At 64.3% G+C, this 15,722-nt stretch carries 16 protein-coding genes and 1 other RNA gene; 11 read left to right on the plus strand and 6 right to left on the minus strand.

Annotated elements, in window-relative coordinates; genetic code table 11:
• Positions 1–166 precede the first annotated feature (166 nt).
• The 6 genes from FIU91_RS06060 (at position 167) to murD (ending at position 7,288) form a co-directional block, all read left to right on the plus strand.
• Complete coding sequence (locus FIU91_RS06060; protein ID WP_152461814.1) at positions 167–1,777, plus strand: murein L,D-transpeptidase; 1,611 nt, start codon at positions 167–169, stop codon at positions 1,775–1,777.
• Between the two features lie 27 nt (positions 1,778–1,804).
• Positions 1,805–2,899 carry a UDP-3-O-(3-hydroxymyristoyl)glucosamine N-acyltransferase gene (gene lpxD / locus FIU91_RS06065; RefSeq protein ID WP_152461815.1) on the plus strand — a complete coding sequence of 365 codons (1,095 nt, stop codon included), beginning with the start codon at positions 1,805–1,807 and terminating at the stop codon, positions 2,897–2,899.
• A gap of 36 nt (positions 2,900–2,935) precedes the next feature.
• Positions 2,936–3,196 (plus strand): acyl carrier protein, encoded by a 261-nt coding sequence (locus tag FIU91_RS06070; RefSeq protein WP_152461816.1) that lies wholly within the window; start codon positions 2,936–2,938, stop codon positions 3,194–3,196.
• Positions 3,193–4,401 (plus strand): beta-ketoacyl synthase, encoded by a 1,209-nt coding sequence (locus FIU91_RS06075; protein ID WP_093013524.1) that lies wholly within the window; start codon positions 3,193–3,195, stop codon positions 4,399–4,401. Before FIU91_RS06070 ends, FIU91_RS06075 begins: the two co-directional genes overlap by 4 nt.
• 199 nt (positions 4,402–4,600) lie before the next feature.
• Positions 4,601–5,821: a Coenzyme F420 hydrogenase/dehydrogenase, beta subunit C-terminal domain gene (locus FIU91_RS06080; protein WP_152461817.1), complete on the plus strand. Its 1,221-nt coding sequence runs from the start codon at positions 4,601–4,603 to the stop codon at positions 5,819–5,821.
• Between the two features lie 63 nt (positions 5,822–5,884).
• Entirely contained in the window at positions 5,885–7,288 is a 1,404-nt protein-coding gene (murD, locus tag FIU91_RS06085) for a UDP-N-acetylmuramoyl-L-alanine--D-glutamate ligase (protein ID WP_152461818.1), read from the plus strand.
• On the opposite strand, the gene FIU91_RS06090 is transcribed toward murD, so the two are convergent.
• Together FIU91_RS06090 and FIU91_RS06095 are read right to left on the minus strand one after the other, a co-directional pair.
• Complete coding sequence (locus tag FIU91_RS06090; protein WP_152461819.1) at positions 7,261–7,947, minus strand: hypothetical protein; 687 nt, start codon at positions 7,945–7,947, stop codon at positions 7,261–7,263. The two genes, murD and FIU91_RS06090, sit on opposite strands and share 28 nt — an antisense overlap.
• A gap of 66 nt (positions 7,948–8,013) precedes the next feature.
• On the minus strand, positions 8,014–9,201 hold the full coding sequence (locus FIU91_RS06095) for an NAD(P)/FAD-dependent oxidoreductase (RefSeq protein ID WP_152461820.1): 1,188 nt from the start codon (positions 9,199–9,201) through the stop codon (positions 8,014–8,016).
• A 130-nt stretch (positions 9,202–9,331) separates the two neighbouring features.
• Here FIU91_RS06095 and FIU91_RS06100 point away from each other — a divergent pair, with 130 nt between their 5' ends.
• The 4 genes from FIU91_RS06100 to FIU91_RS06115 all read left to right on the plus strand — a co-directional run bounded on the left by FIU91_RS06100 (position 9,332) and on the right by FIU91_RS06115 (position 11,430).
• Positions 9,332–10,069 carry an alpha/beta fold hydrolase gene (locus tag FIU91_RS06100; protein WP_152461821.1) on the plus strand — a complete coding sequence of 246 codons (738 nt, stop codon included), beginning with the start codon at positions 9,332–9,334 and terminating at the stop codon, positions 10,067–10,069.
• Positions 10,070–10,121: 52 nt separating this feature from the next.
• Positions 10,122–10,527: RNase P RNA component class A (rnpB, locus tag FIU91_RS06105), an RNA gene on the plus strand.
• A 112-nt stretch (positions 10,528–10,639) separates the two neighbouring features.
• Positions 10,640–10,807, plus strand: a complete 168-nt coding sequence (gene rpmG / locus FIU91_RS06110; RefSeq protein WP_010441901.1) for a 50S ribosomal protein L33 — start codon at positions 10,640–10,642, stop codon at positions 10,805–10,807.
• 113 nt (positions 10,808–10,920) lie between these two features.
• Entirely contained in the window at positions 10,921–11,430 is a 510-nt protein-coding gene (locus FIU91_RS06115) for a GNAT family N-acetyltransferase (protein ID WP_093013510.1), read from the plus strand.
• Positions 11,431–11,504: 74 nt separating this feature from the next.
• Here the strand turns inward: FIU91_RS06115 and FIU91_RS06120 are convergent, their stop codons facing one another.
• The 4 genes from FIU91_RS06120 to FIU91_RS06135 all read right to left on the minus strand — a co-directional run bounded on the left by FIU91_RS06120 (position 11,505) and on the right by FIU91_RS06135 (position 14,992).
• Complete coding sequence (locus FIU91_RS06120; protein WP_093013507.1) at positions 11,505–12,248, minus strand: Bax inhibitor-1/YccA family protein; 744 nt, start codon at positions 12,246–12,248, stop codon at positions 11,505–11,507.
• Positions 12,249–12,391: 143 nt separating this feature from the next.
• Complete coding sequence (locus FIU91_RS06125; RefSeq protein WP_152461822.1) at positions 12,392–13,120, minus strand: HAD family hydrolase; 729 nt, start codon at positions 13,118–13,120, stop codon at positions 12,392–12,394.
• Positions 13,117–14,016 (minus strand): D-amino acid aminotransferase, encoded by a 900-nt coding sequence (locus FIU91_RS06130; RefSeq protein ID WP_152461823.1) that lies wholly within the window; start codon positions 14,014–14,016, stop codon positions 13,117–13,119. Before FIU91_RS06130 ends, FIU91_RS06125 begins: the two co-directional genes overlap by 4 nt.
• Positions 14,017–14,020: 4 nt before the next feature.
• Positions 14,021–14,992, minus strand: a complete 972-nt coding sequence (locus tag FIU91_RS06135) for an NADPH:quinone oxidoreductase family protein (protein WP_152461824.1) — start codon at positions 14,990–14,992, stop codon at positions 14,021–14,023.
• 276 nt (positions 14,993–15,268) lie between these two features.
• Between FIU91_RS06135 and FIU91_RS06140 the strand changes: the two genes are divergently transcribed.
• The gene (locus FIU91_RS06140) at positions 15,269–15,655 is read left to right on the plus strand and encodes a helix-turn-helix domain-containing protein (protein ID WP_152461825.1); all 387 of its coding nucleotides are present in this window, start codon (positions 15,269–15,271) and stop codon (positions 15,653–15,655) included.
• Positions 15,656–15,722 lie beyond the last annotated feature (67 nt).

Genomic DNA, 15,722 nt, shown 5'->3' on the forward strand with positions numbered 1-15,722 from the left:
TCAAATTCGCCTCCCGTTGCTCATTTGCATCGGTCGTTGCGGCGCGGTGACGGCATCGCAATTGTTACGGAAACTTTCGGGCTCGTGGAGGATTGTGAATAGACATCAACGGGTTTGCGGCATCAACTGTCGCAGTCCGAACCGAGTTCTGTCCGAGGATCGCCCCATGTTTTTCCCTGCCCGCGGCCGTCATCTTCTCGCCTGCGCCGCCCTTGTCGCCGCGATGGGCGCCGGACTTCCCGGACCTGCAAGCGCCCAAGTCACCGCGTTCAAGCAGGCGGTGGCCGAGGAAGTCGCCGAGCAGGATGGTCTCAATGCCTTCTATCGCAACCGCGATTTCGCCCCGGTCTGGACCGGCGCGGACGAGGTGCATCGTCATCGCCGCGCGATGCTTATCGACGCGATGCGAAACGTCTCCTCGCACGGGATTCCGGCCGCGCGCCATGATGCCGATGAACTGTTTGCCATGTTGCGGGCTGCCGATACGCCGCGCGAGCGGGGCGAGGCGGATGTCGCGATGTCGATGGCCTACCTGCGCCTCGCCAACGATTTGCAGAGCGGCATTCTCGATCCGCGCCGCGTGGTCAGCGGGATCAAGCGCGATCCGGCCACGCGCAGCCCCGAAGAGCTTCTCGCGCGGCTCGAAGCCGAAGATCCGCGCACGCTCTTCCGGTCACTGGCGCCGCAAAGCCCCGAATATGTGCGCTTGATGGCGGCACGCGTGAAGCTCGAAGAGCAGCGCGCGCGCGGCGGCTGGGGCGCGCCGGTGCGCGCGTCCAAGCTCGAGCCCGGCATGAGCGGGCAGGCCGTCGTCGATCTGCGGAACCGCCTCGTGGCGATGGGATATCTGGGGCATACCTCGACCGCGATCTACGATGCGGCGATGGAAAAGGCCGTGCGCGACGTGCAATCCGATCTCGGCCAGACCATCGACGGGATCGCCGGCCCGGAGACGCTCGATGCGATCAACAAGAGCGTCGATGACCGCCTGAAATCGGTCATCGTCGCGATGGAGCGCGAGCGCTGGATCAACATGCCCGGCGGGCTCGGCGAGCGTCACATCAAGGTGAACCTCACCGATTACCACGCACGGATCTATGACAACGACAAGCTCACCTTCGAGACCCGCGCGGTGATCGGATCGCAGGATTCGGACCGGCAGACGCCGGAGTTCTCGGACGTGATGGAGCACATGGAGATCAATCCGAGCTGGTATGTCCCGCGCTCGATCGTCGTGAACGAATACCTGCCGATGCTGCGCCGCAACCCGTACGCGGTCAGCCATCTCGAGATCACGGATCGCAATGGGCGGCAGGTGAACCGCGGCCGGGGCTTCTCGCAATACAGCGCGTCGTCCTTCCCGTTCTCCATGCGCCAGCCACCGGGCCCGAAGAATGCGCTGGGCTCGGTAAAGTTCATGTTCCCGAACCGCTACAACATCTATCTTCACGACACACCTTCGCAGAACCTCTTCTCGCGGACCGTGCGGACCTTTTCGCATGGCTGCGTCCGGCTCGACGACCCGCATGAATTTGCCCATGCGCTTCTGGCGGTGCAGGAAGACGATCCGGTCGGCTTCTTCGAAGCACGCCTGCGGACCGGTTCGACCCAGCGTGTCGTCCTTGAAAAGCAGGTGCCCGTTCATCTGATCTACCGCACGGCCTTCACAGACGCGAAGGGCCGCACGCAATTCCGTGACGACGTCTACGGGCGCGACGCGGCGATCTGGCGGGCGCTCGAGGCGGCAGGGGTTTCGCTGGGCGGTCTTCGCAGCTAAACCTCCGGGCAAGTTTCCGGAGGATCCATGCCCGATTTTACCCTAGCAGAAATCGCCGCCTCCCTTGGTCTGACGGCCGCGGGCGACGGCGACATCCGGATCGCGGGCGTCGCGGAGCCCGAGACATGCCCGGCCGATCACCTCGCGCTGGCGATGAAGCCGGAATATGCCGAGGCGCTCACACGCGGGGACGCGCGCGCCGCGATGATGTGGGACGGCGCGGACTGGCAGAGCTACGGTCTGGACGGGGCGATCCTCGCCAAGCGTCCGCGTTTCGCATTGTCTGGCCTTTCTGCGACGATGGATCCCGGGCAGGGCTACTCGACCGGCATTCACCCGATGAGCGACGTGCATCCCGAGGCGGAACTCGCGCCCGATGTGACGGTCGCCGCTTTCAGCGTGATCGGCCGCGGGGCGAAGATCGGGGCAGGGTCCGTGATCGGCCCGCAGGTGCATATCGGCGCTGAGACTGAGATCGGTCCGGGCGCGCTGATCCATGCCGGTGCCCGCATCGGCGCGCGCTGCACGATCGGTGCGAATTTCATCTGCCAGCCCAACGCGGTGATCGGCGGCGACGGCTTCTCCTTCGTCACGCCCGAGCCGTCGACGGCAGAGAAGGCGCGCGCGGCGCTCGGCGAAAGCGGAGAGGCGACAGGCCAGCCCTGGGCGCGGATCCATTCGCTGGGCGGCGTCACGATCGGCGACGATGTGGAGGTCGGCGCGAACAGCACCATCGACCGAGGCACCGTGCGCGACACGCGGATCGGGTCCGGCACGAAGATCGACAGCCTCGTTCAGATCGGCCACAATTGCATCATCGGCGAGCATTCCCTTCTGTGCGGCATGGTGGGGATCGGCGGCTCGACCGAGATCGGCTCCTTCGTGGTGCTCGGTGGACAGACGGGCGTCAGCGACAATATCCGCATCGGTGACAATGTTGTCTGTGGCGGTGCAACGGTTGTCTTGTCCTCGATCCCGGCGGGGCGCGTGATGCTGGGCTATCCGGCGACGAAGATGGACAGCCAGATCGAGATCTTCAAAGCCATGCGCCGGCTGCCGCGGCTCGTGCGGGATGTCGCAGAACTCCGAAAGACGGTTTCAAAGGACCGAAAGACCGACTAAATCGCGGATCAGCAAACCGGGACCGGGACTGTGCAGATGGACGTGAAGACACGGGTAATCGAGATCCTTGCCGAACAGGCAGTGCTAGACCCTTCGGATGTGCGCGAGGATATGACGCTCGAGGAACTCGGGATCGACTCCATGGGGCTCGTTGAATCGATCTTCGCCATCGAGGAGACCTTCGACATCTCGGTGCCTTTCAACGCCAACGAACCCGGTGAGAGCGAGTTCGACATCTCGTCGGTTGCCAAGATCATCGAGGGCGTGAAGCACCTGCGCAAGCAGCAAGCCTCGTGAAACGCGTCGTCATCACCGGGGCGGGCACGATCAACGCGCTTGGGCGCGATGTGCCGGCGACCCTCGAGGCGATGCGGGAGGCCCGTTCGGGTATCGTCCCGCTCATCATGCGGGATCGCGAGCGTCTGGCGGTACAGATCGGAGGGCAGGTGCAAGGCTATGAGCCGGAAGAGCGGTTCAATCGTCAGCAGATCGCGCTTTATGATCGCTATACCCAGTTCACGCTTCTCGCCGCAGAGGAGGCCATCGCGCAATCGGGCCTCAAGTTCGACGGCGAGCTTGCCTCGCGGGCAGGGGTCGTTCTCGGCACATCCGGCGGCGGTCTGACCACGCAGGACGAGAATTACCGGGCCGTCTACGAAGAGGGCAAGAACCGGGTGCATCCCTTCGTCGTGCCGAAGCTGATGAACAACGCCGCCTGCTCTCATGTCTCGATGCAGTACAATATCAAGGGACCGAGCTTTACCGTCGCCTCGGCTTGCGCGTCGTCGAACCACGCGATGGGCCAGGCGTTCTGGTTCGTCCGTTCGGGCATGGCGCCGGTGATGGTCACGGGCGGCTCGGAATCGATGCTGTGCTTCGGCGGGATCAAGGCCTGGGAGGGGCTGCGCGTGATGTCGAAGGACGGCTGCCGCCCGTTCTCTGCCAATCGCAACGGCATGGTGCAGGGCGAAGGCGCGGGGATCTTCGTCTTCGAAGAGTACGAGCACGCGCGTGCGCGGGGCGCGGAGATCCTGGCCGAGGTCGTCGGGGCGGCGATGTCCGCCGATGCCGCCGATATCGTGATGCCCTCGAAGCAAGGTGCGGCGCGGGCGATCAAGGGCGCGCTGTCGGATGGCCGGGTCAATCCCGCCGAGATCGGCTATATCAACGCCCACGGCACCGGAACGGCTGCCAACGACAAGACCGAATGTGCTGCGGTCGCCGATGTCTTCGGGCCGCATGCGGACGATCTGATGATCTCGTCGACCAAGTCGATGCACGGACATGCCATCGGCGGGACCGGCGCGATCGAGCTTCTCGCCTGCATCATGGCGCTGCGCGACGGCGTGATCGCGCCCACGATCAATTATGAAGAGCCGGATCCCGAATGCGCGCTCGATGTCGTCCCGAACGAGGCGCGCGAGGCCAAGGTGACGGCCGCGCTCTCGAACGCCTTCGCCTTTGGCGGGCTGAACGCCGTGCTGGCGCTTCGGGCCGTGTGAAGATGCGGAGCGGGCGGCGGGGCCGCCCGCGCCTCTCTGGCGGGCTGATCGTGCCGATCATCCCGCGGGCGAGGGGGCTTTCTGCCCCCTCGCGCTCCCCCGCCGGTATTTGGGCCAACCCAAAGAGGAAAGAGGGCGCGGGTTTCGAGTGTCGCGCGTCTCGGCTAGGGTTCGGGCTGTGAGCGGGTTCGGAGGGGTCATGCCGCGAGATCTGACAGGGTTGACGAGGCCGGAGATCGGCGGTGCCGCGCGGCCCGGTCTCTGTACAGATTGCGGGATCAGCCGCATCGGGGATGGCCGCGCCTGCGGACGGGCCTGCCAGTTCATTCAGCCTGATTATCCCGCTCTCGAGGCCGAGGTGCATGGCCGCGCGGCGCAGGGCGAGGGCGACGAGGCATTCTTCGGCGTGACGCAGGCGATGTGGCGCGCTCGGCTCGACCCGCCTGCCGAGGGCGCGCAATGGACCGGTATCGCCTCGGGCCTAGGCGCTGCCCTCCTTCGGGACGGCGCGGTCGACGCGGTGATTTGCGTGGCGCCCGATCACGAGGACCGCTGGAAGCCTGTCCCCGTCATCGTGACCGATCCCGAGGACATGGCACGGTGCCGGGGCATGCGGATGGGCTATGCGCCGCTCCTCGCGGCGCTCAAGCCCGCGCGCGAGGCCGGGCATCGGCGGGTCGCGGTCATCGGCATTCCCTGCCAGGTCTACGCCTTGCGCGCGCTTGAGGCTGAGTTCGGCTTCGACGAGATCAGCGTCATCGGCACACCCTGTTCGGACAATACGACGACCGAGAATTTCCACGCGTTTCTCGAGCGGCTCGATCCCTACCCGGAGACGATCAGCTACCTCGAATTCCGTGCCGATTACCGGGTCGAGCTGCGCTTCGATGACGGGCGTCCTGCGCGCACCATCCCGTTCCTGAAGCTGCCGCTCTCGGATCTGCCGGCGGATTTCTTCCCGATGACCTGCAAGACCTGCGTCGATTACACGAATCGGCTGGCGGACGTGACCGTGGGCTACATGGGCGGTGACGGCCAGCAATGGCTGATCGTGCGAAACGCGCGCGGAGCTGCGCTCCTCGAGCGGTTGGGCGACAGGCTGGTGCGAAACGCGCCTTCGTCGAAGGGTAAGCGCCACGCTGCGGTCGAAGGGTTTCGGCAGAATACCGAAGCTGCGGCGGGCGGTCTGCCGCTTCGGCGCATGCCGGGTTGGCTGAGGCCCATCGTGGCTTTCCTGCAGCCGCGGATCGGGCCGCGCGGGCTCGAGTTTGCCCGCGCCCGCGTGGATATGAAGGCGATCGAGACGATCCTTCATCTGCGCCGCGCCCATCCTGCGAAGATCAAGAACATGGTGCCGGATCATGTCTGGCGGCTGGCGGCGCGTTACGGGATCGAGCCTCGGGACGGCGAGCGGCGCTGACCCTTTCCTGGCGGCGTTCTATGGCGTAGCGATTGTGCGGATCAGGCGGGGTGAGGGCAGCAGATGATTCCGGTAACCGACATGGCTGGCCAGAAGGTCGGCATTCTGGGCCTCGGGCGTTCGGGTCTTTCGGCCGCGCGCGCGCTGCAGGCTGGCGGCGCCGAGCCCGTGCTTTGGGATGACAACCCCGACGCGCGTGCCCGCGCCGAGGCCGAAGGCTTTGTCGTGGAGCAGCTGGGCTCGGCGCGTGCGATGCAGGAGATCGCGCTTCTCGTCGTCTCTCCGGGCATCCCGCATCTCTATCCCGAGCCCAATCCCGTAATCGCGGCGGCCTGGGAGGCGGGCGTGCCCGTCGATAACGATATCGGGCTCTTTTTCCGTGCGCTGGGCCACGGCGAATGGGCCGCTTTCGACAGCCCGCCGAAGGTCGTGGCGGTGACGGGCTCGAACGGGAAATCGACGACCTCGGCGCTGATCCATCACATCCTCGAGGAAGCAGGAAAGCCCGTGGAGCTTGCGGGCAATATCGGCCGCGGAGTGCTCGATGTCGATCCGCCCGAGGACGGCGCGGTGATCGTGCTCGAGCTGTCGTCCTACCAGGCCGAACTTGCCCGTGCGCTGACGCCGGATATCGCGGTTTTCACGAACCTGACGGCGGATCACCTCGACCGGCATGGCGGTCTCGGGGGCTATTTCGCGGCCAAGCGCCGGCTCTTCGCCGAAGGCGGGCCGGACAGGGCGGTGATCGGCGTCAACGAGCCCGAGGGGCGCTTTCTCGCCAACCAGATCGCGACCGCGCCTGGCGATGACCGGCTGATCCGCATCTCCTCGGGCACGAAGCTGGGAGGGCCGGGCTGGCAGGTCTTCGCGAAAAAGGGGTTCCTGACCGAATGGCGCAAGGGAAAGCAGATTGGCTCCATCGACCTGCGCGAGGTGGCTGGGCTGCCGGGCGCGCATAACCATCAGAATGCTTGCGCGGCCTACGCCGCGACACGCGCACTGGGGCTCGGTCCGCGGCAGATCGAGGCGGCCATGAAGACCTTCGAGGGGCTGCCGCATCGCAGCCAGATTGTCGCGCGCGAGGGCGGTGTGACATTTGTCAACGACAGCAAGGCGACGAATGTCGATTCTGCTCTGAAGGCGCTCTTGGCCTTTGATCGGATCCGCTGGGTCTGCGGCGGGTTGATGAAGGAAGGGGGCCTTTCGGCATTGGAGCCCGGGCTCGCGCATGTGTCGAAGGCTTACGTGATCGGACGTGAAGCCGCGCAATTCGCGCTGGGTCTCACGGGTACCGAGGTCGAGATCTGCACCGATATGGCGCGTGCCGTCGAGAAGGCCGCGGCGGATGCGGAGCCCGGCGAGACCGTTCTTCTTGCACCTGCGGCGGCGAGCTTCGATCAATACGACAATTTCGAAAAGCGGGGCGAGGATTTCGCGGCTCAGGTCGCCCGCGTGCTCGGGCGCTGACGCAGCCGGTCGAGATGTCCGGCGGCCAATGCCTCGGGATGCACCGCGCCAAGCTGGGCAGGCACGCTCTTCAACTGCAGAAGTCGCGCGATGGCGAAGCGATGCGCGGCGCCGCCAGAGCGCATGAGCGTGCCGTCCCGCGCGATGTGGACGAGAATGCCCCCATGTTCGCGGCGGTAGCGGTCAGGCGTCTCTGAGCGCGGTTTCAGCCCCTCGCGCTTGGCATATTGCCAGAGTTTGTCGAGCCGGGCGTAGCGGGCATCGAGGTCGGCGCGGGAGGTGAGCCCATCGGGTCTCTTGCCTTCGGCGATTTCGCGCAGGAGCCGCGCATAGATCGGGGTTTCCGACCAAGGCACTCCCTCGACGAAGTGCAGACGGCAGGATTGGGCCTTGTCGCTTTCCTTGATCGGGCTGCGGTCGAGATCCCAGTCGCCGGCGACGACCTGTCCCGAATTGTGCCGGCGCAGCGACAGGCGCTTGCCGCCGGTATAGGCATGGTTCACCTGCATCGGATCGACCCAGATGCATTCGTCGCTTTGCGGCGCGCCCGCACCGAAGCGCAGCCGATTCCAGGCGTCGCGCAGGGTTTTCTGCGGCACCTGCGCCTCGATCGCGCGGGAGAGGTCGTGAAACCAGGATTGGTGAGCCAAATCTGCCATGACGACAGATTTGTAACGTGCGGGTGACAAAATCAAGCGCATCGGACTGCGCGCATCGCAAAGGCGTTACCGTTTCGTCATCTCTGCGATGGCTTGTCCCGCGGCCCAGCCCGAGGACCAGGCCCATTGGAAATTGTATCCGCCGAGCCAGCCGGTGACGTCGGCGGCCTCTCCGATGATGTAGAGGCCGGGACACCGCGCCGATTCCATTGTCTTCGACGAAATCGCATCGGTCGCCACGCCGCCCAGCGTCACCTCGGCCGTGCGATAGCCTTCCGATCCGCCGGGCGTCACCGCCCAGGTCTTGAGCGCATCGCTCAGCGCAGCGATCCGGGCATCGGAAAGATCCCCGAGGCGCTCGGTCAGGCCAAGACCTGGGGCCAGATGCTCGACAAGCCGCTGCGGCAGGTGCCGCGCAAGCTCGGTTGCGATCTGCTTCTTGCCATCGCTTCTGCGTTTCTCGGTCAGGATCGCGGCGATGTCGGTCGCTGGCAGTAGATCCAGCGTGACCGCATCTCCTTCGCGCCAATAGCTCGAGATCTGAAGGATCGACGGTCCTGAAAGCCCGCGATGCGTGAAGAGCAGTGCCTCGTCGAACGAAGTGTCGTTGCAGCTCGCGAGCGCCTGCGTCGCGACACCCGAGAGCGGCTTGAACCGGCCATCCGGAAAGGTAAGCGGGACGAGGGCAGGGCGCGTTTCGGTGATCTCGTGGCCGAACTGGCGGGCGATGTCATAGGCGAGGCCGGTCGCACCCATCTTGGGGATGGATTTGCCACCCGTGGCAAGCACCAGGTTCTCGGCGCGGCACGTGATCTGCCGGCCCTCGCGCAAGAGCGTCACGACGAAACGCCCATCCACATGATCGACGCTTTTGACCTCGGTTGAGAGCCAGAGCTGTGCGCCCGCCCGCTCGATGTCGGCGCGGAGCATCGCGATGATCTCTTTCGCGCTGCCATCGCAAAAGAGCTGTCCGAGCGTCTTCTCGTGCCAGGCGATCCCGGCCTCCGAGACGCGCGCGATGAAGTCCCATTGCGTGTAGCGCGACAGGGCCGATTTGTGAAAATGCGGGTTTCTGCCGAGAAAGCGCTCGAAGCGGATGTCGAGATTGGTGAAATTGCAGCGCCCGCCACCGGAGATGCGGATTTTCTCGCCCGGGGCTTTGGCATGGTCTACGACAAGCGTGCCGGGCCCGGCATGGGCCGCGCACATCATGCCGGCTGCACCGGCTCCGAGGATCAGGGTTCTTGTCTCCATGTCGCGCGGAAAGCACGGAGGGCGGGTTTTCGCAAGTCCGCCTCTCAGTGCGCCTTTTCGGCACGGCAGGGTTTGCTAGGCTTTGGATAGAAGCGCCAGCATAGGCGCGCGAGAGCAGGTTCGGTTCCAGGTGAACGTCACGGTTCGCAGCACATCGCCCGTCGAGGCGCTTGTCTTCATTCCGGATCACGGGATGACGTCACGGCTTTTTGCAGCGCAGATCGACGCCCTGTCGCTGGAACGGCCCGTCACGGTGGCTTTGCCGATCGGCGGTGAGCGGATCGAGGAGATCGCAACGCGGCTTCTGCCGCATCTTCCGCAGCGCATGGCGTTGATCGGGCAGGGGCTCGGCGGGGCGCTGGCGCTCGAGCTTCAGCGGCGCGCGCCCGACAGGGTCTCGCGGCTCGGGCTGATCGCGACCTCGCCCTTTTCAGAGACACCGCCAGAGGCGGCCGAGCGCGAGACACGGATGATCGCGCTGCGCGCCCGCCGCGTGGCCGAGTGGCTGTCACAGGAATACCCGCCCGGCGCGATTGCCGCACCGCAGGCCCGCTCGGCGCTCCGGGCGGAACTTCTCGCCCAGGCCGAGGCGCTCGGTCCCGAGACGATCCTGGCGCAAGCGCGCGCACTTCAACGCAGGCGCGATCTGCAAGGCAATCTCCGACGCTGCCTTGCGCCCATCGCGATCATCGCAGGCGCTGCAGACCCGCTTTGCTCGACACGGCGTCTGAACGTGATGGAAACGCTGGCCCCCGCGGCGAAGCTGCATCTCGTCGAGGGAGCGGGCCATTTCCCGACACTGGAAGCGCCCGAGACGATGCTGGCGCTGTTCCGCAGCCTTCTCGCCCAGCCTCTCGTTCTGCGCTGACGCGCCGGGGCCATTGACCCCGGCGGCGTCGCCCCCTATCGCAAGCACTCGCGCGGAGGGCCGGACGGTCGCTCCGGTCGGGGAAACCCGGCCGGGGAGGAAAGTCCGGACTCCCCGAAGCAACGGTGCCGGGTAACGCCCGGGCAGGGCAACCTGACGGAAAGCGCCACAGAGAACAGACCACCGCCGGTGCGCCGGCGGCCAGGGTGAAACGGTGGGGTAAGAGCTCACCGGGGCGGTGGCAACACGGCCCGCATGGCAAGCCCCACCGGGAGCAATGCCGCATAGGGACCCCGCGCGGGCTGATCCTTTCGGGGATATCGCCGCAGGGCCGCTTCGGCCCGAGGGGTCCGGGTTGGCAGCAGGAGCCGGATCGCGAGGTCCGGCCAAGATGAATGATCGTCTGGGGCGGGTTCGCCCGCCCGACACAGAATCCGGCTTACAGGCCCTCCGCGCGAGATTTTGGGGCCCGGCCCGGTTGACTTGTCCGCCCGGCTGCGTAATAGGCGGGCCTCAAAGATTTTCACGGGAGCGCCATACCCTGCGCGCCCGTCCGAAGGAGACGACACGATGGCGAAGCCGACGACGATCAAGATCCGCCTGAACTCGACGGCGGGCACGGGCCACTTCTACGTGACCAAGAAGAACGCCCGCACGATGACCGAGAAGATGACGATCCGGAAGTATGACCCGGTCGCGCGCAAGCATGTCGAGTACAAGGAAGGCAAGATCAAGTAATCTGCCTGAATTTTGGAAGTTTGGAACGCCGCGCCTTTGGGACGCGGCGTTTTTCATGATCGGGTCACGGTTCGCTCCCTATCTTTGGGCTCCAGTGAACCGGAATTTTAGTTATGACTTTGCTCGAATCAGTTTCGATCCGGCGGGCGCAGGGCTCTGATTTCCCGGCGGTCGACCGCTTGTTCTCAACCTCCTACCCGATCCTATTGCGCGAAGCCTATGACGAGGAAACCTGCGTGAAGGCGCTGCCGATCATCGGGCGGGCGCAGCCGGACCTCGTGCGGTCGGGATCCTTTTTCCTCGTTCTGCGCGGTGCGCTTCTCGTGGGTGCGGGCGGCTGGACGCTCGAGGCGCCGGGCACCGGGGACATCTCGCCCGAGACGGGCCATGTTCGGCATGTGGTCACCCATCATCGCCACCAGCGGCATGGCGTCGGTCGGCGGCTGCTCGATTATATCATGCTGCATGCGCAGGGGCAGGGCGTCCGGCGTCTGTGCTGCTATTCCACGCTCAACGCGGTGCCGTTCTACGCTGCGATGGGGTTCACGGCGGAGCGTGACGTGACGCTGCCGCTCGCGGGCTCCGTGCCGTTCCCGGCTGTCCGGATGAGCGCGACGCTTTGATTTCAACTCCACTCACGAAGAAAAAAAAGGCCGCCCCGAGGGGCGGCCTTCCTGTGTCTAGGCTGGCGCGAGAATTACTCGCGCTGGCCGAAGAGCTGCAGCAGGAACATGAACATGTTGATGAAGTCGAGATAGAGACGCAGTGCGCCCATGATCGCCGACTTGCCGAGCCACTCGCTGTCGCCGTGGCGGGCATGCTCGATGTACTCGTTCTTGATCGACTGCGTGTCATACGCAGTCAGGCCCGCGAAGATCAGCACGCCCAGCACCGACACCGCGAAGTAGATCGCGGGGCTTTGCAGGAAGATGTTGACCAGCGAGGCCACGACGAGCCCGATCACACCCATCATCAGGAAGGTGCCCCAACCTGACAGATCTTTCTTCGTGGTGTAGCCCCAGAGCGAGAGACCCGCGAAGGAGATCGAGGTGATCAGGAACACCTGCGCGATGGAAATGCCGGTGAAGGCAACGAAGATCCAGCTAAGCGACAGGCCCATGATCGCCGCGAAGGCGTAGAAGAAGGTCTGTGCGCCCGCAGCGGACAGGCGATTGATGGCTGCGCCAAAGGCGAAGACCATGATCAGCGGTGCGAACATCACGATCCAGCCGAGGATGTTCGGCTGCAGAGTCTCGGGATCGCGGAAGATACCGAGAAGCTCGGGGCTGGAGCCGACGGCCCATGCCACAAGGAACGTGAGGAACATGCCCACGGACATCGTGCCGTAGACCTTGTTCATATGAGCGCGCAGGCCCTCATCGATCTGAGCCGAACGCGCACCGGCTGCGGCGCCGGTCCGAACGGTTCTGTAGTCAGCCATTAATCCCTCCGAATTGAATGATAATCCGGCAGGATCCGCCGGAGTTCTGCTCAAATATCGGCACTCTCCAGGCGCTTTTCAAGAATTTCCGGAGGCGCTTGACGGAAACAATCTGACATCTTTGCGAGCAGATCACGCGGCGCTCACGACGGCGGGGTCAGCGCATGCGCGCGGAGGCGCTCGTAATACGGCATCGCAGCCTCCGCCGTGCGCGCGAAATCGCCCTGCAGATGCGGAAGCGGCCCCTCCTGTCCCGCAAAGCCGCTCGATCGGTGAACGGCGTGGTACCAGACGGGCGCCCAGACGCCATCGTAAGACTTGGGACCGATAGGCCAGCCGAGCATCGATTGCATAAATGCGATATTCAGGCGGTCGCAGAGTAAACGCAGAATGGCTTCAGGATTCTGCCTTATGTCATTGGAATCGATGATAAAGGGTATCTCTTTATTCGCTTCTGAGACGCGATCGAACAGCTCGGCTTGTTGTACAAAACCAATATCTGACAATTCCGCGGCCTCATACTTCGAGGCAAAGCTCGCCATGACGCGCGCGGGGTGACGGATCAGGAAAACGTTGGTCACATCCTCGATCCAGTCACGTGGCATGTCCGCGATCATGTGCTGACACATATGTTTTTGATAGAACAAAGGCTTGTCGCTCGAAGTTGGAGCGACGCAGGCCGCAGCGACGCGAGCGGGATCGGTTTCTCCCGCGGCGATGATCTCGTCGCGCATGGGATGGGCGAGGCCGGTGCGCGCAAGGTAGGCCGCGTAGAACGGCTCATCCCAAACCGCGCAATCGCCCCGCGCCGCGAAGGCGTACATCAGCGCGGTGGAGAGATTGCGCGGTCCCGACCACATCGCGATATTCATGCGCCGACCATGTCCTTGTAGGCGGCGCGGATACGCTCCGTCACAGGGCCGATCTCGCCCGTTCCGATCTTGCGTCCATCGATCTCGCTTACCGGTGTCTGCGCCCCGAAGGAGCCCGTCAGGAAGGCCTCGTCCGCAGAATAAGCCTCTACCAGGGAATAGTTTTTCTCGAGGACCGGGATGTCTTCCCTTCGGCAGATCTCGATCACCGCGGCGCGGGTGATCCCGTTCATGCAGTAATCGCCCGTCGAGGTCCAAACCTCGCCCCGCCGCACGATGAAGAAGTTGCAGGCATTCGTCGTGTTCACGAAGCCATGGATATCGAGCATCAGCGCCTCGTCCGCGCCGGCCTTCTCGGCCGCAATACATGCGAGGATGCAGTTGAGCTTCGAATGACTATTGAGCTTGGGATCCTGGCTCATCGGCAGACCGCGGATATGCGGCACCGTGGCAAGCCGGATCGGACGGGGCAGAGCGGGGCGCGAATGCTCCATCACGATCACGAAGGTCGGCCCGCGCGTCGAGAGGGCGGGATGCTGGAATGGGCGCGCCTTCACGCCGCGCGTGACCATGAGCCTTGCATGAGCATCGGTCTGCATCCCGTTGGCGTCCCGCGTCTTTTCAAGACGTGCGATCACTTCGTCGCGGCTCAGCCCGATATCGAGGTCGATGGCTTTCGCCGCCTCGAACAGTCGATCCATGTGCCTGTCGAGAAACGCCCAGCGCCCGTTGTAGAGGCGCATTCCCTCCCACACACCGTCGCCGAGCATGAAGCCGGAATCGAAGACGGAGACCTTCGCGTCGGCTCGGGGCACCAGCCCATCATCGACCCAGATCAGCACGTTTTCGTTGCGCGCATCCTCTTCGGCCTGGTGTGTGAACGTGTCCGCCGGCATCGGATTATGCGCTTTCGGCGACCTGGATCACCACCTTGCCGGTCGATTTGCGGAGCCGCAAAAGTTCAAGCCCCTCCTCGGCGCGATCGAGCGACAGCAGGTGGCTGACATGTGGTTTGAGCTTGCCTTCGGCATACCAGCCGAAGAGCGTGCGGAGGCTCTCCGTGACCACCTCGGGGCGGAACGCAAGGTAGCCGCCCCAGTAAACCCCGAGAACCGCAAGGTTTTTTACCAGAAGATGGTTCGCCTTGATCTCCGGGATATCTCCGGAGGCGAACCCGATTGGCAAGAGCCGCGCTTCGGGGTTGCAGGCGCGGAAGGCCGCCTTGAATTGATCACCGCCGACCGGATCGTAGACCACGTCCGCGCCGCCCGCCGCCTTGACCTCTGCGCGCAGGTCTGCGGTTTCCGCATCAATCAGAATGTCCGCACCAGCGGCTTCCGCAACGGCCAGCTTGTCGGCGCCCCGCGCCGAGGCGATGACCCTGGCGCCCATGAGCTTGCCGATCTCGACCGCCGTCAGCCCGACGCCGCCCGCGGCTCCGAGCACGAGAAGCGTCTCGCCCGGCTGGATCCTCGCGCGATGGTCGAGCGCGAGATGGCTCGTGCCATAGGCAATGAGGAAGGCGGCCGCATCGGCCGAGGGCATCGCATCCGGCAGCACAACCGCGCGGCGAGCATCGAAAACACCGTATTCCGCGAGGCCGCCATGACCGCCGAAGACCGCGACCCTGTCACCTTTTTTGAAGCCCGACACGCCGGCACCGAGTGAATCAACCGTGCCGGCAACCTCCATGCCGAGGGTGAAGGGCAGGGGCGGAGTATCCTGGTATTGTCCCGTCACCATCAACAAATCGGCGAAATTCAGCCCACAGGTTTCAACCCTGACACGAATTTCGCCGTCGGCCGGTTCGGGCGTCTCGATATCTTTCAAGATCGGCGCTGTTTTGTGGTCTTCGACAACGAGAGCTTTCATATTTGCTTTCCTTTACGGGCCTTAGGTTCGGTGATGGGGGCCGTGCCGGAATCCGTCAACAGATGACGCGACGACGTGCGTTTATGTCTCGCGCAGCAATGAAATTGCAACTTTTGAAGCTTCAAATGAGTCCCCAGGTGATCTCATCTTGTTTCGGGACGGGAATTCGCTGTACATATTGCTCGCTGCGAATGTGCAAGTGTTGTGGGTTTAAAGGCCGTCCGGACCGCATCATAAGTGGTCAGGTCGGGGGTTCGAACAGCAAAAGGCAAGGTTATGACGCATCCTGTCGACGTCCATGTAGGTAAGCGGATACGCCATCGGCGTTGGCTCGTCGGCATGACGCAGCAGCAATTGGCCGAGAAGGTCGGGATCAAGTTCCAGCAGATCCAGAAATACGAGACAGGGGCAAATCGTGTCTCGGCCTCGCGTTTGTGGGATATTGCCGACGCGCTCAGCACTCCGGTGAGTTTCTTTTTCGAAGGTATGGACGGCGAAGACAGCCCCGAGGTGCCCTCGGACGCGCAGATCGCGAATTCCGTGCCGCGGGACATCCTGGGCGACAAGGAAGCGCTGGACCTGATCCGCTCCTACTACTCCATCCCCGAGCATCAGCGTCGCCGCTTGTTCGAACTGGCCCGTGTGCTTTCCGATGTGGCCTGACCCGGCCCAAACGACCAGGGGTTGATCGCGGGCGCCGAAAGGCGCAACGCTCCTTCGAGCAAGAGGA

This window comes from Roseivivax sp. THAF30 (genome assembly GCF_009363575.1).
Classification (GTDB): Bacteria; Pseudomonadota; Alphaproteobacteria; order Rhodobacterales; family Rhodobacteraceae; genus Roseivivax; species Roseivivax halotolerans.

Excerpts from the sequence above, each read along its gene's own strand:
- rpmG (WP_010441901.1), top strand. The coding sequence starts at position 10,640 with ATGGCGAAGCCGACGACGATCAAGATCCGCCTGAACTCGACGGCGGGC.
- FIU91_RS06080 (WP_152461817.1), top strand. The coding sequence starts at position 4,601 with ATGCCGCGAGATCTGACAGGGTTGACGAGGCCGGAGATCGGCGGTGCC.
- FIU91_RS06125 (WP_152461822.1), bottom strand. The coding sequence starts at position 13,120 with ATGAATATCGCGATGTGGTCGGGACCGCGCAATCTCTCCACCGCGCTG.
- FIU91_RS06120 (WP_093013507.1), bottom strand. The coding sequence starts at position 12,248 with ATGGCTGACTACAGAACCGTTCGGACCGGCGCCGCAGCCGGTGCGCGT.
- FIU91_RS06095 (WP_152461820.1), bottom strand. The coding sequence starts at position 9,201 with ATGGAGACAAGAACCCTGATCCTCGGAGCCGGTGCAGCCGGCATGATG.
- FIU91_RS06130 (WP_152461823.1), bottom strand. The coding sequence starts at position 14,016 with ATGCCGGCGGACACGTTCACACACCAGGCCGAAGAGGATGCGCGCAAC.
- FIU91_RS06135 (WP_152461824.1), bottom strand. The coding sequence starts at position 14,992 with ATGAAAGCTCTCGTTGTCGAAGACCACAAAACAGCGCCGATCTTGAAA.
- FIU91_RS06070 (WP_152461816.1), top strand. The coding sequence starts at position 2,936 with ATGGACGTGAAGACACGGGTAATCGAGATCCTTGCCGAACAGGCAGTG.
- FIU91_RS06115 (WP_093013510.1), top strand. The coding sequence starts at position 10,921 with ATGACTTTGCTCGAATCAGTTTCGATCCGGCGGGCGCAGGGCTCTGAT.
- lpxD (WP_152461815.1), top strand. The coding sequence starts at position 1,805 with ATGCCCGATTTTACCCTAGCAGAAATCGCCGCCTCCCTTGGTCTGACG.
- FIU91_RS06140 (WP_152461825.1), top strand. The coding sequence starts at position 15,269 with ATGACGCATCCTGTCGACGTCCATGTAGGTAAGCGGATACGCCATCGG.
- FIU91_RS06060 (WP_152461814.1), top strand. The coding sequence starts at position 167 with ATGTTTTTCCCTGCCCGCGGCCGTCATCTTCTCGCCTGCGCCGCCCTT.
- FIU91_RS06090 (WP_152461819.1), bottom strand. The coding sequence starts at position 7,947 with ATGGCAGATTTGGCTCACCAATCCTGGTTTCACGACCTCTCCCGCGCG.
- murD (WP_152461818.1), top strand. The coding sequence starts at position 5,885 with ATGATTCCGGTAACCGACATGGCTGGCCAGAAGGTCGGCATTCTGGGC.